At 71.7% G+C, this 17996-nt stretch carries 1 protein-coding gene; it reads right to left on the reverse strand.

What is annotated here, in order from left to right; genetic code table 11:
• Positions 1-2 precede the first annotated feature (2 nt).
• Positions 3-17903 (reverse strand): non-ribosomal peptide synthetase, encoded by a 17901-nt coding sequence (locus tag NX1_RS01550; RefSeq protein ID WP_084500792.1) that lies wholly within the window; start codon positions 17901-17903, stop codon positions 3-5.
• Positions 17904-17996 lie beyond the last annotated feature (93 nt).

A 17996-nucleotide genomic window follows, 5' to 3' on the forward strand; every position in this document is an offset into this window, starting at 1 on the left:
AGCTAATTCCTTTCGGAGACCACGGCCTGAGCCTCGGCGAGGAGGCGGTGCAGCGCGGCGGCGAGACCGTCGCCGCCGAGCGCCGCGAGCACGCCGGGCACCAGCCCGGCGAGGGAGACGTTGACGATGACTTCCGGCGTCGCGGACGCGCCCATGGCCTTCGCCACGGTGGTCAGCTTCGCGGCGAGATCCGCGTAGGACACCCGGTGCGCACCGTGGTTGAACGCGATCTCCTCCGGCGCGAGAGCCGCTGCGGCGGCGATCAATTCGGGCAGCTCGGCGATCGTGGCGGCGGGCACGGCGGCGGGCCGATGTTCGTCGTCGGTGCGGATGTCGATGGCGCGAATCGCGATCGCCGGGTCCGCCGCGATCGCCGCGAGCACCAGCAGCAGCCTGTCGGCGTAGCGCTGGACGGTCGCGGCATCGAAAATGTCCGTCGCGTAGCCGAATCGGAGCGCGAGACCGTCGCGTCCGCCCGCGGCGCCGAAGCGTTCGATGCCGGTGAGTTGCAGATCGAACTTCGCCTCGTCCGGCGCGGGATCCAGCACTTCGACAGCGAGACCGGGTAGTTCGACGCGGCCCGCGGGCATGTTCTGGAAGGTGAACAGCACTTGGAACAGTGGGGAGTACGCGCCGGACCTGGCGCGGCCCATGGCATCGACCACCTGGTCGAAGGGCACGTCGGCGTGCGAGAGCGCGGCCACGTCGCGTTCCTTGGCCTGGCGAAGCAGCTCGGCGAAGCCGGAGCGCGGATCGATCTCGGTGCGCAGCACCACCGTGTTGACGAACATGCCGACCAGGTCGTCGAGTTCGGCCGCGCCGCGCCCGGCCACCGGCGCGCCGATGGTGATGTCGGCCGTGCCGGACAGCTTGGCCAGCAGCACCGCGAGTGCGCCGTGCATCAGGGTGAACAGCGTGGTCCCGTGCTCGCGCGCGATCCGCTCCAGCGCGCGGGTCAGCTCGGCGTCGACCTCGAAATCGATCGCGGCGCCACGCATATCGCGGTGCGGAGGGCGCGGACGGTCGGTTGGCAGCGCCAGCGCCTCCGGCGCGCCCGCCAATTCCGTTGTCCAGTAGTCGATTTGCCGGGCGTGCAAGCTCGTGGGATCGGCGGCGGAGCCGAGCAGCGCATGTTGCCACTCGCTGTAGTCACCGTACTGAACTGGCAGCGGCGTCCAGCCGGGTTCCCGGCCCGCCGCACGGTCGGCGTAGGCGCGGACGAGGTCCCTGGTCAGCGGCGCGATCGAGTAGCCGTCCGCGCAGATGTGGTGCAGCACGACGACCAGGACGTGCTCGTCGGCGGCGAGTTGGAACAGCGCGGCGCGGACGGGCGGTGCGACCGTGACGTCGAAACCGGCGGCCACGAATTCCGCAATGCGGCCGTCTATCTCGCTGGGCCGCACCGGGATCGACGTCGCGTCGAACGGCACCGCGGCCGCGTCGAGCACATCCTGCACCGGTCCTTCGCCGGTGTCGGGATAGCGGGTGCGCAGCGCCTCGTGCCGTGCCAGGACGTCCCGTGCCGCCGCCGCCAGCGCGACGCGGTCCAGCGCGCCGGTGAGCCGGATGGCGGCGGGAATGTTGTACGCGGCCGAGTCCTGCGCGAGGCGGTTCACCACCCACATACGCTGCTGCGCGGGCGAGAGGCGAGCCGGGCGGTCGGCGTCGCGCCGCACGAGAGCCGGTCGCGCCGCTGCGCCGTCCAGGCCGGTCAGACGCCGGGCCAGACCCGCTACGGTCGGCTCCTCGAACACCGCGGCGACCGGGACCTGCACGCCGAGTGCCGCGCCGAGACGGGCCGTGAGCTTCGTCGCGAGCAGCGAATTGCCGCCGAGTGCGAAGAAGTCGGTGTCAGCGCCGACCCGATGCTCGGCCGTATCCCCGTCGATCACGGCGGCGAAGGTGATCGCGACCAGTCGCTCCAGGTCGGTGGCCGGTGCGCGGAATGCCATCTCCTCGAACACCGGCTCGGGTAGTTTCGCGCGATCGACCTTCCCGTTGGCGTTGAGCGGCAAGGTCTCCAGCGCGACGATCGCGGCGGGCACCATGTAGGTCGGCAGCCGCGTCGCGAGGGTCGCGCGCAGTTCCGTGGCGGACCCGGCGCATCCGTCGGCCAGGACGACGTACGCGACCAGGCGCGCGCCCGCCCGCTCGTCCGCTCTGGCGACGGCCACCGCGGCACGCACCTCCGGCAGGTTCAGCAGCGCGGTCTCCACCTCACCGAGCTCGATGCGGAAACCGCCGATCTTGACCTGGAAATCGGCCCGCTCCAGGTACTCGAGCTCACCGTCGGCACGCCAACGGACGATGTCGCCGGTGCGGTACATCCGCGCGGACGGTTGGGGCGCGAACGGATCGGCGACGAACCGGTCCGCCGTCAGGCCGGGCCTGCTCTGGTAGCCGCGCGCCAATTGCGCACCGCCCAAATACAGTTCGCCCGCGACGCCGACCGGGACCGGTTGCAGCCGGTTGTCCAGCACATACACCCGGCTGTTCCAGGCGGGCGCGCCGATCGGCACCACCTGGCTCGGGTGCCCGGCCACCTCGTGCGCGGTGATCGACACCGCGGCCTCGGTCGGTCCGTAGAGGTTGTAGAGCCGCGCGCCACCGGCAGCCCGATCGAGGAACTCGGCGGCGGTCGCGGGCGGTAGCGCCTCACCGATGGCGAGCACCCGCCGCAGCCCGGCGGGCAGCGGTATGTCCGGTGACGCCGCCAGCAGCATGGCGATCTGGGACGGCACCGCGTAGAGCACGGTGACGCCGTGCCGCGCCATCAGCGCGCGCATCCGGTCCGGGTCGCGCTCGTCGCCGGGCCTGGTCACCACCAGCGCGCCGCCGGTGACCAGCGGGGACCAGAACTCCCACACCGAGAGGTCGAAGGTGGCGGGCGTTTTCAGCAGCGTCCGGTCGGCCGCGCCGAGCGCGAACCGCTCCCGCAGCCAGGCCAGCTGATTGACGATCGCCGCGTGCGGCACGGTGACACCCTTCGGCTGCCCGGTCGAGCCGGACGTGAAGATGACGTACGCCGGGTGCTCCGCGCGCAGCGGGCGGATGCGCTCGCCGTCGGTGAGCGGGTTCGCCGAGAGATGCGCCGCCGCGAGCCAGTCCACTTCGAGAACGCGCACCGAGGTCTCGATCGGCATGCCGTCGGCCACGGTGGTGAGCGCGCAGACCGGCGCGGCGGTGTCGACGATATAGGCGATGCGGTCGGCCGGGTGGTCGAGATCGACCGGGACGTAGGCGCCGCCCGCGCGGACCACCGCGTGCATGGCGATCACCAACTCGACCGACCGGCGCATGGCGAGTACGACGGTGCGCTCCGGGCCGACGCCGTGGCCGATCAACGCGCGTGCCAGCCGGTTCACGCGGGCGTCGAATTCCGTGTAGCTCAGGGTCTTTCCGGTGCCGGCGTCGATGATCGCGTCCGCCGCCGGGGTGCGCGCCGCCTGCCGGTCGACCAGATCGGCGAGCGTCGTCCGCTCGACCGGATGCGCGGTGGCGTTCCATTCTCCCAGTACGCGGGCGCGCTCGTCGCCCAGCAGGTCGAGATCGCCGACCAAGATGTCCGGCTGTGTGGCAACGGATTCCAGGACGGCTTGGAGCCGGCCGATGATCCGCTCCGCGGTCGCGGGCTCGAAAAGGTCGGTGGCGTAACCGAGGGTCAGCTCGATGCCCTCTGGCGTGCCGTCGGCGGCGTACCGGTCGACGGCGAAAAGGTGTAGATCGAATTGCGCTACGCCGTTGTCGAATTCGAGCTCGTGCACGGTTAGCCCCGGCAGCCGCAATTCACCGCGCTCGTGGTTCTGGAACGAGTAGCCCACCTGGAACAGCGGGTGGCGCGCGGTGGAGCGCTCCGGGTTCAGCACCTCCACCAGTCGCTCGAACGGCACGTCGGCGTGCGAGAAGGCGGCGATGTCGGCGCCGCGTGCCTGCCCGAGCAGCTCGGCGAAGGACCGCCCGCCCTCGACGCGGGTGCGCAGCACCAGGGTGTTGACGAACATGCCGATCACGTCGTCGAGTTCGGCCTCCCCGCGCCCGGCGATCGGCGTGCCGACCGCGATGTCGCCGACGCCCGACAGCCGGGCGAGCAGCGCGGCGAAGGCAGCGTGCACGACCATGAACAGCGTCGCCCCGTGCGCGCGGCCGAGGCCGACTAGTTGCTCGTGCAGCTTCGGTGACACCAGGCGAGCCGTCTTCGCGCCGCGCAGACTCTGCCGCGCCGGGCGCGGACGATCGGTCGGCAGCGCGAGCTGATCGGGCAGACCGGCCAGCGCCTCGGTCCAGTAGGCGATCTGCTCGGCCGCGCGGGAGTCGGGATCGTCCTCGTCGCCGAGCAGTTCTCGCTGCCACAACGCGTAGTCGGCGTACTGCACGGCCGGCGGCGACCAGCACGGCGCCCTGTCGTCCACGCGCGCGGTGTATGCGGTCATCAGATCCCGGACGAACGGCGCGACCGACGACCCGTCGGCGGCGATGTGGTGCAACACGGCCGCGAGCACGACATCGTCGGAGGCGATGCGGAACAAGCGAATCCGCAGCGGAATCTCGGCGGTGACGTCGAAGGCGGTGCCCGCCAGCTCCCGAATGCGCTGCGGCAATCCGGCTTCGGTGATGTCGATCGGATACAGCGCCGGAACCGCCTGCGCCGCAGGCAGGATCCGCTGCGCCGGCGCTCCCTCCAGCTCCGGGTAGGTGGTGCGCAGCGATTCGTGCCTGCCGATCACGTCGGCCAGCGCCGACTGGAGCGCGGGCACGTCCACGTCGCCGGACAGTCGCAGCGCCAGCGGGATGTTGTAGGCGACGGACGCGCCGTCGAACCGGTTCAGGAACCACATCCGTCGCTGGGCGGGCGAGAGCGGCAGCGTCTCCGGCCTGGCGCGGGCCACCAGCGGCGGGCGGGCGGCTCCCGCCTCTCCCGCTGTCACGGCCTCGGCCAGCTGCGCGACCCGTGGCGACTCGAACAGCGCGCGCACGCCGACCGGCCTGCCGAGCGCCGCTCCGATCCGCGCGACGGCCTTGGCGGCGAGCAGGGAACTGCCGCCGAGCGCGAAGAAGTCGTCGTCGGCGCCGACCTGGCCCGCGGCAGGCAGGCCGAGCACCTCGGCGTACACCCCGGCCACGATCTCCTCGACGACCGTGCCGGGCTTGCGGTAGGTCGTCGCCGCGAAGACCGGTGCGGGCAGCGCGTCGCGATCGAGTTTGCCGTTGACCGTCAACGGGATTCGATCCAGCGCGACGATCGCGGCGGGCACCATGTGCTCGGGCAGCGCGCGCGCCAGCTCCCCACGCAGCGCGGCCGTGTCGAGCGAGCCGTCCGCGACGACGTAGGCGACGATGCGCGCCTCGTCCACCAGATCGGTCCGCACCAGCACCGCGGCCTCGCGAACCGCGCCGGTGTCGAGCACGGCCGCCTCGATCTCGCCGAGCTCGATGCGGAACCCGCGCAGGTTCACCTGCTGGTCGGCGCGGCCGAGGTACTCCAGATCGCCGTCGGCGGTCCAGCGCGCCAGATCGCCGGAGCGATAGGCGCGCGAACCGTCGGCCGCGTAGGGATCGGCGACGAAACGGCTCGCGGTGAGCGCCGCGCGGCCCAGATAACCGCGGGCCAGCTGACCGCCGGAGACGTAGATCTCGCCGGGAACCCCGACCGGCACCGGCCGCAGCCGCGCGTCGAGCACCCGCACCGTGAGCCCGGGAATCGCACCGCCGATGACGCTCGCCGACCCCGTGCCCGGCTCGATCGGGCGGTACGACACGTGCACCGTGGTCTCGGTGATGCCGTACATGTTCACCAGGCGCGGGCCGTCGGGATAGCGCGCGAACCATCCGGCCAGCCGCTGCGGTTCCAGCGCCTCGCCGCCGAATATCACCTGGCGCAGCGCGAATTCGGCGGGCTCGGCCGCCGCGTCGGCCGCCATGAGCTGGTAGAAGGCCGAGGGCGTCTGGCTCAGCACCGTCACCCGCCGCTCGACGAGCAGGCGCCGGAACTGCTCCGGCGAACGCGACGTGAAGTAGTCGACCACCACGAGTTCGCCGCCGTGCAGCAGCGCGCCCCACAGCTCCCACACCGAGAAATCGAAGGCGTAGGAGTGGAACATGGTCCACACGTCCGAGGGCCCGAACTCGAACCGGCGCCGGGTGTTGTCGAGCAGCCGCAGCACGTTGCGGTGCGGTACGACAACGCCTTTCGGCTTGCCGGTGGAGCCGGAGGTGTAGATGACGTACGCGGCGTGCGCCGGATGCAGCGGGGCCCGCCGGTCGGCGTCGGTGAGCGGCTCGGCGCTCACCGACGCGAGGTCGGCGTCCACGTCGAGCACCGGCCCGCCGAACCAGTCGCGCGGCAGGCCCGTCGCGCCGGAGCTGACGGCGCAGACCGGGCGGGCGTCATCGATCATGTACTCGATGCGATCGGCCGGGTAGTCGGGGTCGATCGGCAGGTATCCGCCGCCCGCCTCCAGCACGGCGAGCAGCGCGACGACCAGCTCGACCGAACGCGGCAATGCCACCGCCACCAGCGTTTCCGGCCCGACGCCCGCGGCGATCAGTCGCCGGGCCAGTCGGTTCGCCCGTGCCGTGAGCTCGCCGTAGGTCACGACGTCGTCGTCCGCGCGCACCGCGACGGCCGTCGGATCGAGCGCCGCGGCGCGGCGGACGCGGTCGACCAGCGTCTCGTCGGCGGTCGCCAGATCCGGGCCGGTGCTCGCCCACTCCACCAGCGCCCGCCGCTGCTCCTCGGCGGAGAGCAGCTGGATGTCGCCGACCGCCACCGTCGCGTCCGCGGCGACCGCCGCGAGCACCTGGGTGAACCGTCGGGCCAGGACCGCGACCGTCTCGGAATCGAAAAGATCCGTGGCGTAGTTGATCTCGATGTCGATGCCATCGGCGCGGCCGTCGGCGTCGTCGGCGGCCAGCACGGTGAACTGGAGATCGAATTCCGCGCCGACCGCGTCCAGCTCGACCGGGCGCACCCGGAGTCCGGCCAGCTCGAGCGCGGGGACGGTGAAGTTCTGCATGGTGAGCGCCACCTGGAACAGTGGGTGCCGGTTGCGCGCCCGGTGCGGCGCGAGCAGCTCGACCAGCCGCTCGAAGGGCAGGTCGGCGTGCGCGAGCGCCTCCAGGTCGCGGGACCGCGCCTCGTCGAGGACGGTCTCGAACCGCGCGCGCGGATCGATCCGGCTGCGCAGAACCAGGGTGTTGACGAACATGCCGACCAAGCCGTCGAGTTCGGCCTCACCGCGTCCGGCCACCGGGGTGCCGATGGCGATGTCCGCGCTGCCCGACAACCGCGCGAGCAACACCGCCAGGGCCGCGTGCACGGTGCTGAACAGCGTGGTCTCCCGCTTGCGCGCCAGTTCGTGCAGCTCGCTGTGCAGGTCGGAGTCGATGCGCAGCCGGTGCGTCGCGCCGCGGTGGGTGGACACGGCCGGGCGCGGCCGGTCGGTGGGCAGCTCCAGCTGTTCGGGCAGGCCGTCGAGCGTACGACGCCAGAACTCCAGCTGGCGGTGCGCGCGCGACTCGGGATCGTCGGCGGCGCCGAGGATTTCGGCCTGCCACTGGGTGTAGTCGGCGTACTGGATCGGCAGCGGAACCCAGTCCGGCGCGGCACCGTCGCGGCGCGCGGCGTAGGCGGTCATCAGGTCGGCGGCCAGCGGACCGAGCGAGAACCCGTCGGCCGAGATGTGGTGCAGCACGAGCAGAAGCACATGCTCCACCTCCTCGAGGCCGGTGAGCGCGAACAGGTGAGCGCGCAGCGGAGTCTCTTCGGTGAGATCGAAAGTGACCGCGACGTACGCGGCGAGGCGTTCTGCCAGCGCCGACTCGGCGACCCGCTCTTCACGAAGCACCGTGGCGTGGCGCCGCACCGGCAGGACCACTTGCTCGGCGCCATCGGGCCCGGCCGGGTAGACGGTGCGCAGCGGCTCGTGCCTGGCGACGACGTCACCGAGCGCCGCCGCCAGCGCTTGTACGTCGAGACCACCGACGAGGCGCAGAGCGATCGGGATGTTGTCCACCGCGTCCCCCGGCCCGTCCACATCGTCGGCGAGGAAGCGGTTGAGGAACCAGATGCGCTGTTGCGCAGGCGAGAGCGGCAATCGCTCGGGCCGCGGGCGGGCAGTCAGCTCGGGCCTGGCGCCCCGGCCGCGCAGCGCTTCGGCGGACGCCGCCATGGCCTGCACGGTGGGCGCGTCGAAAAGCAGCCGCACCGGCAGCTGGGTGTCCAGCGCCGCGCCGAGCCGGGCCGCCACCCTGGTCGCGGTGAGCGAATTGCCGCCGAGCGCGAAGAAGTCGTCGTCGAGGCCGACGCGCGGCACGCCGAGCACATCGGCGAACACGCGCGCGACGATCTGCTGCGCAGGCGTGACCGGCGCGCGGAACGCCGCCGCCTCGAACACCGGTGCGGGCAGCGCCTTGCGGTCGAGCTTGCCGGAGGCGTTGAGCGGTAACTCGTCCATCGACACGAACATCGACGGCACCATGTACGTCGGGATGCGCTGTACCAAAGCGGCTTTTACCGCGTCCACGTCGATGGCCGACTCCGGCGCGGCGACCAGGTACGCCACGAGCTGCGTCCCGTCGCGCACCACGACGACGGCCTGGTCGATCTCCGGAAGCGCGGTCAGCGCGGCCTCGATCTCGCCGAGCTCGATGCGCAGTCCGCGCAGCTTGACCTGGAAATCGGTGCGGCCCAAATATTCCAGCTCACCGTTCTCCGGCTCACCCGTCGCCCGGCCACCGCCCGCCATCGAATCGCCTCGTGGGGCGGGAAGCCATCTGACGAGATCGCCGGTGCGGTACATGCGCTCGGCGCTGGCGAACGGATTCGCCACGAATCGATCCGCGGTGAGATCCGGCCGCCGCGCGTAGCCGCGCGCCAGCTGAGCGCCCGCGAGATACAGCTCGCCCGGCACGCCGACCGGCACCGGACGCAGCCGCGAATCGAGCACGTACACACGGGTATTGGCCACCGGTGTGCCGATCGGCACGCTGTCGGTGTCCGCATCGACCACCTCGTGATAGGTGACGTCGACGGCCGCCTCGGTAGGGCCATACAGGTTGTGCAGCCGCGCACCGGTCAGCGCGCGCATCCGTTGCGCGGGTCCCGGTACGAGCGCCTCTCCGGAGGCGAACACCATGCGCAGCGAATCGCACCGCGCCGCTTCGGGTTCCGCGACGAACACGGCCAGCATCGATGGCACGAAGTGCGCCACCGACACCCGTTCCCGGCGGATGAGCTCGGCCAGATAGCGCGGATCGCGATGCCCGTCCGGGCGGGCGACCGCGAGCCGTGCGCCGATCTGCAACGGCCAGAAGAATTCCCACACCGAGACGTCGAACGTCGCGGGCGTCTTCTGCACCACGACGTCCTCGGCGGTGAGCTCGTACTCGGACTGCATCCACCGCAGCCGGTTGACGATCGCCTCGTGCGACACCGCGACGCCCTTGGGCGTGCCCGTCGAACCCGAGGTGAACAGGACGTAGGCCGCGTTGCCAGTGCCGAGCGAACCGTGCCGGTCCGCGTCGGTGAGCGGTGCGTCGGAATAGTCGGCGGTAGCCAACTGGTCGACATCCAGCACCGCCCACGCCCGCGCACCGCCCTCGGGGGACGCGAGGTCCAGTCCGTCGTCGGTGCGGCTGAGCACGCACACCGGGCGGGCGACGCGCAACACGTGCTCGATGCGCTCGGCCGGGTGATCCGGGTCGACCGGGACGTAGGCGCCGCCCGCCGTGAGCACCGCGTACATGGCGACGACCAGGTCCAGCGAGCGCCGCATGCCGATCGCCACGGCGCTCTCCGGCCGCACGCCGACGGAGACGAGCAGCCGCGCCAAACGGTTGACCCGGCCGGCGAACTCGCCATATGTGAGCGTCGCGTCGCGACCCTGGGCACGCGACTCGCCATCGAAGGTCACCGCGACGGCGTCGGGGGACCGCCGTGCCTGCGCCTCGAACAGCGACACCAAGGTCGCCGCCGGGCCGAGTGCGCGTGCGGTGGCATTCCACGTGCCGAGCAATCGGGTGCGCTCGGCCGCCGACAGCGTATCGATGTCCCCGACCAGCACGGCGGGATCGGCGCAGACCGCGTCGAGCACCCGAAGGAGCCGGGCCGCGAAACCGGCGACCGTGCCGGTGTCGAACAGGTCGGTCGCGTACTCGAAGACGGCGGCGATGCCGTCGGCGGTCTCGGCGAGGGTCAGCTGAAGATCGAATTTCGCCGTGCGCGTGTCTATGTCGAGTTCGCCGACGCGCAGGTCGGCCAGCTCGACGGTCGCGCTCGCGGTGTTCTGGAAGTCCAGCATCACCTGGAACAGCGGGTGCCTGGCCGCCGATCGCTCGGGATCGAGCGCCTCGACCAGGCGCTCGAACGGCACGTCGGAGTGGGCGAACGCGCGCAGGTCACCGTCGCGCACGGCCGCGACCAGTTCGGTGAAGGAGGCTTCGGGGCGCACGTCGGCGCGGAGCACCAGGGTGTTGACGAACATGCCGACGAGGTCGTCCAGCGCCTGCTCGCCGCGGCCCGCGACCGGGGTGCCGATCGCGATGTCCCGCTGACCGGAGAGCTTCGCCAGCGTCGCCACGAAGGCCGCGTGCAGCACCATGAACAGCGAGGCGTTCGCGGACTCGGCGATCTCGCGCAGGCGTCGCTGGATCGCGGCGGGAATGCGGAAGGCATGCCGCGCGCCGCTACCCGAAGCCGCGGCCGGGCGCGCCCGGTCGGCGGGCAGCACGAGCAGGTCGGGCAGGTCGGCCAATTCGGTGGACCAGAACCGCAGCTGCTCGGCCATCAGCGAGCCGGGATCGTCCTCGGAGCCGAGGACCCGGCGCTGCCACAGCGTGTAGTCGGCGTACTGCACCGGAAGGGGCGACCAGTCCGGCGTGCCGCCTTCGCGGCGAGAAGCGTAGGCGCGCAGCAGGTCCCGGGTGAAGGGCGCGATGGACCAGCCGTCCGCGGCGATGTGGTGCAGCGACGCCACGAGCACGTGCTCGTCATCGGAGCGGCGCAGCAGCGTCAGGCGCACCGGCGGCGCCTGCGTCACCGCGAAAGGCATTGCGGCCAAGGCACGCACCCGGTCGAGCACGTCATCGGCTTCGTCGACGATCTCCAGCACCGGGCCTCGGTCGGCGGGAAGAATTTCTTGGCGCGCCGATCCGTCGACGGCGGGGTACCTGGTGCGCAGCGTCTCGTGCCTGGCGACGACATCGGTGACGGCGGCGGCCAGCGCCGTCCGGTTCAGCGGGCCGGTGAGCCGGAACGCTGCGGTCAGATTGTTCGCGGTGGATGTCGCGTCGAACTGGTTCAGGAACCACATTCGCTGCTGCGCGTAGGAGAGCGGCACGACCGCGGGGCGCTCGGCGGCGACCAGCGGCTGACGAATGCGGTCTGCGCGCACGCCCGCCAGCGCCGCGGCGAGCGCGACCACGGTCGGGTGTTCGAAGAGCAGCCGCACCGGCACGCCGGCCCGCAGCCGGGCGGCCAGCCGCGCGGCGATTCGGGTGGCCACCAACGAGTTTCCGCCGACGGCGAAGAAGTCGTCGTCGAGGCCGACCCGGTCGAGCCCGAGCACCTCGGCGAACACCTCGGCCACCGCGCGCTCGGACTCGGTGACCGGGGCGCGGAATTCCCTGGCCGCCAACACCGGATCAGGCAGCGCCTTGCGGTCCAGCTTGCCCGAACCGGTGAGCGGCATGGCCGCCAGCACGACATAGGCGGCGGGCACCATGTAGGAGGGCAGTGTCGCGCGCAGCCTCTCGGCCAGCACCGCCGCCGCCTCGGCTTCGGGAAGATCGGTCACCACGTACGCGACCAGCAGCTCACCGGCCGGATGGGCGAAGACCCGCACCGCGGCGGCGCGCACATCGGGGGCCAGCAGCGCCGCCTCGATCTCGCCGAGCTCGATGCGCTGACCGCGCAGCTTCACCTGAAAGTCGCTGCGACCGAGGTATTCCAGCTGACCGTCGCGGTTCCAGCGCACCAGATCGCCGGTGCGGTACATGCGCGCGCCCGCCGGTCCGTACGGATCGGCGACGAACCGTTCGGCGGTGAGATCGGCGCGTCCGTGATAGCCGCGCGCGACCTGCACCCCGGACAGATACAGCTCGCCCACCACCGTTTCCGGCACCGGGCGCAGCCTGCCGTCCAGTACCAGCACCCGGCTGGCGCGCACCGGCCGCCCGATCGGCGTCGGGCCCAGGATCGCCGTCACCGGCGCGTGCGTGGCGTGCACCGTGAATTCGGTCGGCCCGTAGAGATTGTGCAGTTCGGCGCGGCTCACGGCGGCGAATTCCGCGGCCGCTTCGCCGGTCATCGCCTCGCCCGCGACGAAGACCGTGCGCAGTGTGGCGATCGACGCGGCGGGCGCGGCGGCCGCGAACACCGTGAGCATCGATGGCACGAAGGAGGTCATCGTGACGCCGTGCGCCGCGATGGTCGCGGCGAGGTAGGCGCTGTCGCGGTGTCCGTCGTGCGCGGCGACCACCAGGCGCGCGCCGCTCGTCAACGGCGCGAACAGTTCCCAGACCGACACGTCGAAAGTCGCTGGAGTCTTGAACAGCACGACGTCGGCGGGGCCGACGCCGTATTCGCCGACGATCCAGCGCACCTGATTTGCCAACGAGTCATGCTGCACCGCCACGCCTTTCGGGCGCCCGGTCGAACCGGAGGTGAAGATCACGTACGCGGTGCTGGCGGGGCGCAGCGGGCGAAGGCGTTCGTCGGCGCGCACCGGGGCGTCCGCGTATCCCGACAGGTCGACCGTGTCCACCTCGAGGACCGGTGTCGCGTCCTCCGTCGCCGCCGGCCATCCGTCGGCGGACCGGGTGAGCACACACACCGGACGGGCCGTGGACAATACGTGTGCGAGCCGCGCCGCGGGCTGATCCGGATCCACCGGGACATACCCGCCGCCCGCTGTCAGCACCGCGTGAGCGGCGAGAACGAAGTCGGCGCTGCGCCGCATCCCCAGCACGACCAGCGTCTCCGGGCCGACACCCGCATCGATGAGATGCCGGGCAAGCCGATGAACCCGCGCCGCGAATCCCGCGTAGGTCAGTGTGTGGTCGCCATCGATCACCGCGACGGCATCGGGGGTGCGGCAGACCTGCGCTTCGAATGCCGCGAGCACGGTATCTGTCGCGTTCGGCTCCCCCGCCGAACTCCCCCGGCCCAGCTCGACCGCCCAACCCAGTTCGGCGGTGTCCAGCAACGGCAGATCGCCGACCGCCGTTTCGGTATCGCTCGTCAGCGCCTCGAGCACGCGCAGAAACCAGCGTGCGAAGTCGGCGACGGTCGCCTCGTCGAAGAGATCCGTGCTGTAGGTGAATTCGGCCGGGACCCCCGCCGGTGCCGAACCTTCCCCGAGTCCGGCACCGGCGAAGCCTGCGGTGACCGTGAACTGGAGATCGAACTTGGTCACCCCGGTGTCCAGGGTACCGGTGCGAACCGACATACCGGGGAGTTCGAATTCGATGTCGGCCGAGTTGTCGAGCGAGAGCAGCACTTGGAAGAGCGGATGCCTGGCCTGCGAGCGCGGCGGGTTCAGCGCCTCGACCACCTGCTCGAACGGAACCTGCGCGTGGCCGAAGGCGGCGAGGTCGGTCGCGCGCACCGCGGCGAGCAGTTCCGCGCCGGTCGCCGCCGCGTCGACCCGGGTGCGCAGCACCAGGGTGTTGACGAACATGCCGATCATGTCGTCGAGTTCGCGTTCGCCGCGTCCGGCCACCGGGGTGCCGATCACGATGTCGTCACCGCCGGACAGCCGCGCGAGCAGCACCGCGAGGGCGGCGTGCACGACCATGAAGTCGGAGAGCCCGGTGGCCCGCGCGGTCGCGGTGACGCGCTCGGCTACCGCGGCGGGCACCTCGAAGCGGTACGTCGCGCCGCGTCCGGTGGCGACCGCGGGACGCGGCCGATCGGCGGGCAGCTCCAGCAGATCGGGTGCGCCGGCCAGCGTCTCGGTCCAGTAGGCCAGCTGGCGGGCCAGCGGCGCGTCCGGATCGGACGCCGCGCCGAGCGTCTCCCGCTGCCACAGTCCGTAGTCGGCGTACTGCACCGCGAGCGGAGCCCAGTCCGGCGCGCCGCCCGACCGGCGCGCGGCGTAGGCCGTCATCACCTCGCGTGCCAGCACTCGCAGCGAAAGTCCGTCCGCCGCAATGTGATGCAGCACCAGGGCCAAGGCATGGTCGTCGGCGTCGACCGCGAACAGCCGCGCGCGCAGCGGGATCTCGCTTTCCAGGTCGAAGCCGGTGGCGGCGAACGCGGCCAGCTCCGTGTCCAGCTCGGCCGCGCCGACCGGCTCGGGCGCACCGAGCACCGCGACGTCGTCGGCGGACAGCACGAGCTGCCGCGCCGGGACATCGTGGTCCGGCTCGTCGAGCACGGCGGGGAATACGGTGCGCAGCACCTCGTGCCGCGCCACCACGTCACCGAGCGCCAGCCGCAGCGCGGTCACATCCAGCTCGCCGCGCAGCCGCGCCACGAACGGCATGTTGTAGCCGGCGGAGCGCTCGAATCGGTTGAGGAACCAGATCCGCTGCTGCGCCAGAGAAAGTGGAACCAGCGGCGGCCGCGGCACCACCCGCAGCGGGCGGGGCGCGGACGCGCCGCCGGTTCCGCCCACCCGCTCGATCAGTTCCGCGAGATCGGACACCGTGGTGGCGGTGAACAATTCGCGGACACCGAGCGGGCAGCCAAGGTCGGCGGCCAGCCTGGCGGCCACCTGCGTGGCCGCCAGGCTGTTGCCGCCGAGTGCGAAGAAGTCGTCGTCGCGGCCGACCGCCGCTCGGCCGAGCACCTCGCCGAACACGCGGGCGACCGCCTGCTCCACGGCGGTGACCGGCGCGCGGTACTCGCTACCGCGCCGCCGCGGCGCGGGCAGGGCGCCGCGATCCAATTTGCCCGAGGCGTTGACCGGGAGCGCGTCGAGCACCACGTAGGCCGCGGGCACCATGTAGCCCGGCAGCGATCCCACCGCGGCGGCCCGCAGCTGCTCGGGCCGCACGGTGCCCGGCTCGGACTCCACCGCGTAGGCCACCAGCTGCTCGCCGACGCCCGCGTCGTCGCGTACCACGACGACGGCGCGCACCACCGAGTCGACCGTGCCGAGCACCGCCTCGATCTCGCCGAGCTCGATGCGCAGGCCGCGCAACTTCACCTGGAAATCGGTGCGGCCCAGATATTCCAGCTCGCCGTTGGTTGTCCAGCGCACCAGGTCGCCGGTGCGGTACATCCGGCCGCCCGGCACGGCGGGCCCGTCCGATCCGGCGAACGGGTCGGCGAGGAAACGCTCGGCCGTCAGGCTCGGCCTGGCGACATAACCCCGGGCGAGCTGTACCCCCGACAGATACAGCTCACCCGGAGCCCCGACCGGTACCGGCCGCAACCGGGAATCGAGCACATAGAGCCGAGTGTTGAACACCGGCGCTCCGATCGGCACCGAGAGGGTATCGGTATCGGTCACCTCGTGAAAGGTGACATCCACCGCGGCCTCGGTGGGACCGTACAGGTTGTGCAGCCGGGCGCCGGTAAGCACCCGCAGCCGCTGGGCCAGCGCGGCGGGCAGCGCCTCACCGGAGGCGAAGACCGCGCGCAGCGTCGTGTCGCGCGCGATGTCCTGATGCGCCAGAAAGGCTTCCAGCATCGACGGCACGAAATGCGCGATGCTCACGCCGTATTCGGCGATGGCTTCCCGCAGGTACGCGGGGTCACGGTGCCCGTCGGGCTGCGCGAGCACCAGTGTGGCGCCGATCTGCAAGGGCCAGAAGAACTCCCACACCGACACGTCGAACGTCGCCGGGGTCTTCTGCAACACCACATCGGCGGCGGTGAGCCGGTAGGTCTCCTGCATCCACACCAGCCGGTTGACGATGGCCTCGTGGGTCACCATCACGCCCTTCGGCTTGCCGGTGGAGCCAGAGGTGAAGATCACATATGCGGGGTGGTCCTGTCGCAGCACCGCGGTACGCTCGCGCTCCCAGACCGGGCCATCGGAATACCCGGTCCGCGTCGAACGATCCAGCCGCAGCACCGGTACATCGACCGCGAGATCCTCGGTGGCGAGGACGCAGGCGGGACGGGCGGTGGCCAGGATGTGCGCGGTGCGGTCGGCCGGATGGTCCGGGTCGAGCGGCACGTAGGCCGCGCCCGCGGTGAGCACCGCGTAGATCGCGACGACGAGTTCGGGCGACCGGCGCAGGTGCAGGGCGACCAGGGTCTCCGGTCCGACGCCGCGCTCGATCAGCCGCCTGGCCAGTCGGTTCACCTCGGCGGACAGCTGACGGTAGGTCAGCGCGGTTTCCGGCGCGTCGGCTCCGCGCAGGGGAACGTCCCCGCGCAGCGCAACGTCCCCGCGCAGCGCAACGTCCCAGCGCAGCCCAACGTCCCAGCGCAGCGCGATCGCGTCCGGGGTCCGTGCCGCCTGCGCCTCGAACATCGCCACCAGCGTCGCGGCGGAGTACGCGCCCGGCGCGCGAGCGGCGAGGAGCGCCTCGACATCGCAGCCGGTGGCGTTCCATATTCGAGTGCTGACCTCGACCTCCAGCTCGGTCGCCACGTCGATCGCCGCCATCGGAGTGTCCGGGTCCGCGGCGACCAGCCGCTCCAGGTACTGCACGAAGCGGGCGTGATGGCGGGCCAGGTCGTCGGCCGCGTAGAGATTCGGGTTGGCCTCGAAATCGACGTGTACGCGGTCGCGTTCGCCGTAGTAGACGTTCAGGCTCAGGTCCTCGACCGGTCCGGTGGACAGCACGTGGTACCGGCCCGTCGTGGTGCCGAGCGTCAGGTCGCTGCGGAACAGCATGATGTTGGCCAGCGGCCCGAACAGCGCGCGCCGGGCCGGTCGGCCGTCGTGTTCGGCGTCGCGTCGGATGTCCTCGTGCCGGTACCGCTGGTGCCGTAGCGCTCCGGCGACCTCGACGCGGGTGGCGCGCAACAAGTCTCCCCAGGTCGCCGCGGCCGGCGACAGCCGCAGCGGCACGATGTTGGAGAGCATGCCCGCCGAGCGCCGCATCACGGCGGTGGTGCGGGCGGTGACCGGCAGACTCAGCACCACGTCGTCGCGGTCGGTCAGGCGGCCGAGATATCCGGCGAAGGCCGCGAGCAGCACCACCGCGATCGTCGAATCCTGGCTCCCGGCAACGACGTTCATCCGCGCGACCAACTCGTCCGGCAGACCGCGGCCCACCACCAGATTGCTCGCCGCACGCGGGGCGGTGCGCGAATCCAGGCTGGTCACGGCGTCGAGCCCGGACACCCGTTCGGCCCAGTGGGCGCGGTCGGTCTGGTAGCGCCCGCTCTCGCGGTAGGCGATTTCGCCCGCTACGAGCGCCTCCAGACTGCCAGGGCGGATGGCCTCCGGCTCGACGCCGAGCACCCGCGCGGTGTACCGCTCGGCAACCCGCATGGTGTTGGACAGCGCGCCGTAGCCGTCGAGCACGATGTGGTGGGCGCGCAGGTACCAGAACCAGCGCCGATCGGCGACGCGCAGCACCGCGCCCGCGAACAGCCGGTCGCGCACCAGATCCACTGGGGCGCAGGCGTCGGCCCGCATCCACTCCGTCGCGGCGGCCACCGGGTCGGCGTGCGAACGGAAGTCGATCAGCGGGACATCGATGGTCAGGTCGGTGTCGACGCACTGATACGGCGCGCCGCCCTCCTCGCCGAGCCGCACCAGAGTCGATCCGTAGTCGAGCGCCGCCTCGCGCGAAACCTCCTGCAGCAGTGCGGCATCCAGTTCGCCCTGCACGTCGACGTACTGCGCGACATTGATCGGGACCTCGGGCTCGAGCAGCTGCGCGTACCAGAGACCGAGCTGCGCGGGAGCGAGCGGGAACGGCGTGGGGGACGGTGTTCGGCTCGCCGCGCTCCCGTTCGGCCGCGCGCTGAACCCACCCAACTCCGTACCGTGCACCAGAGCCTCCTCGTTTGGCGAAACAACAGCTGGCCGAAAGCTTTTGGGCAGCACTGAGAAAGCCGAGGCGAGCGGGTCCTCCGACCCCGACGC

Origin of the sequence: Nocardia xishanensis NBRC 101358, from assembly GCF_001613365.1 — a bacterium.
Taxonomy (GTDB): Bacteria; Actinomycetota; Actinomycetes; order Mycobacteriales; family Mycobacteriaceae; genus Nocardia; species Nocardia xishanensis.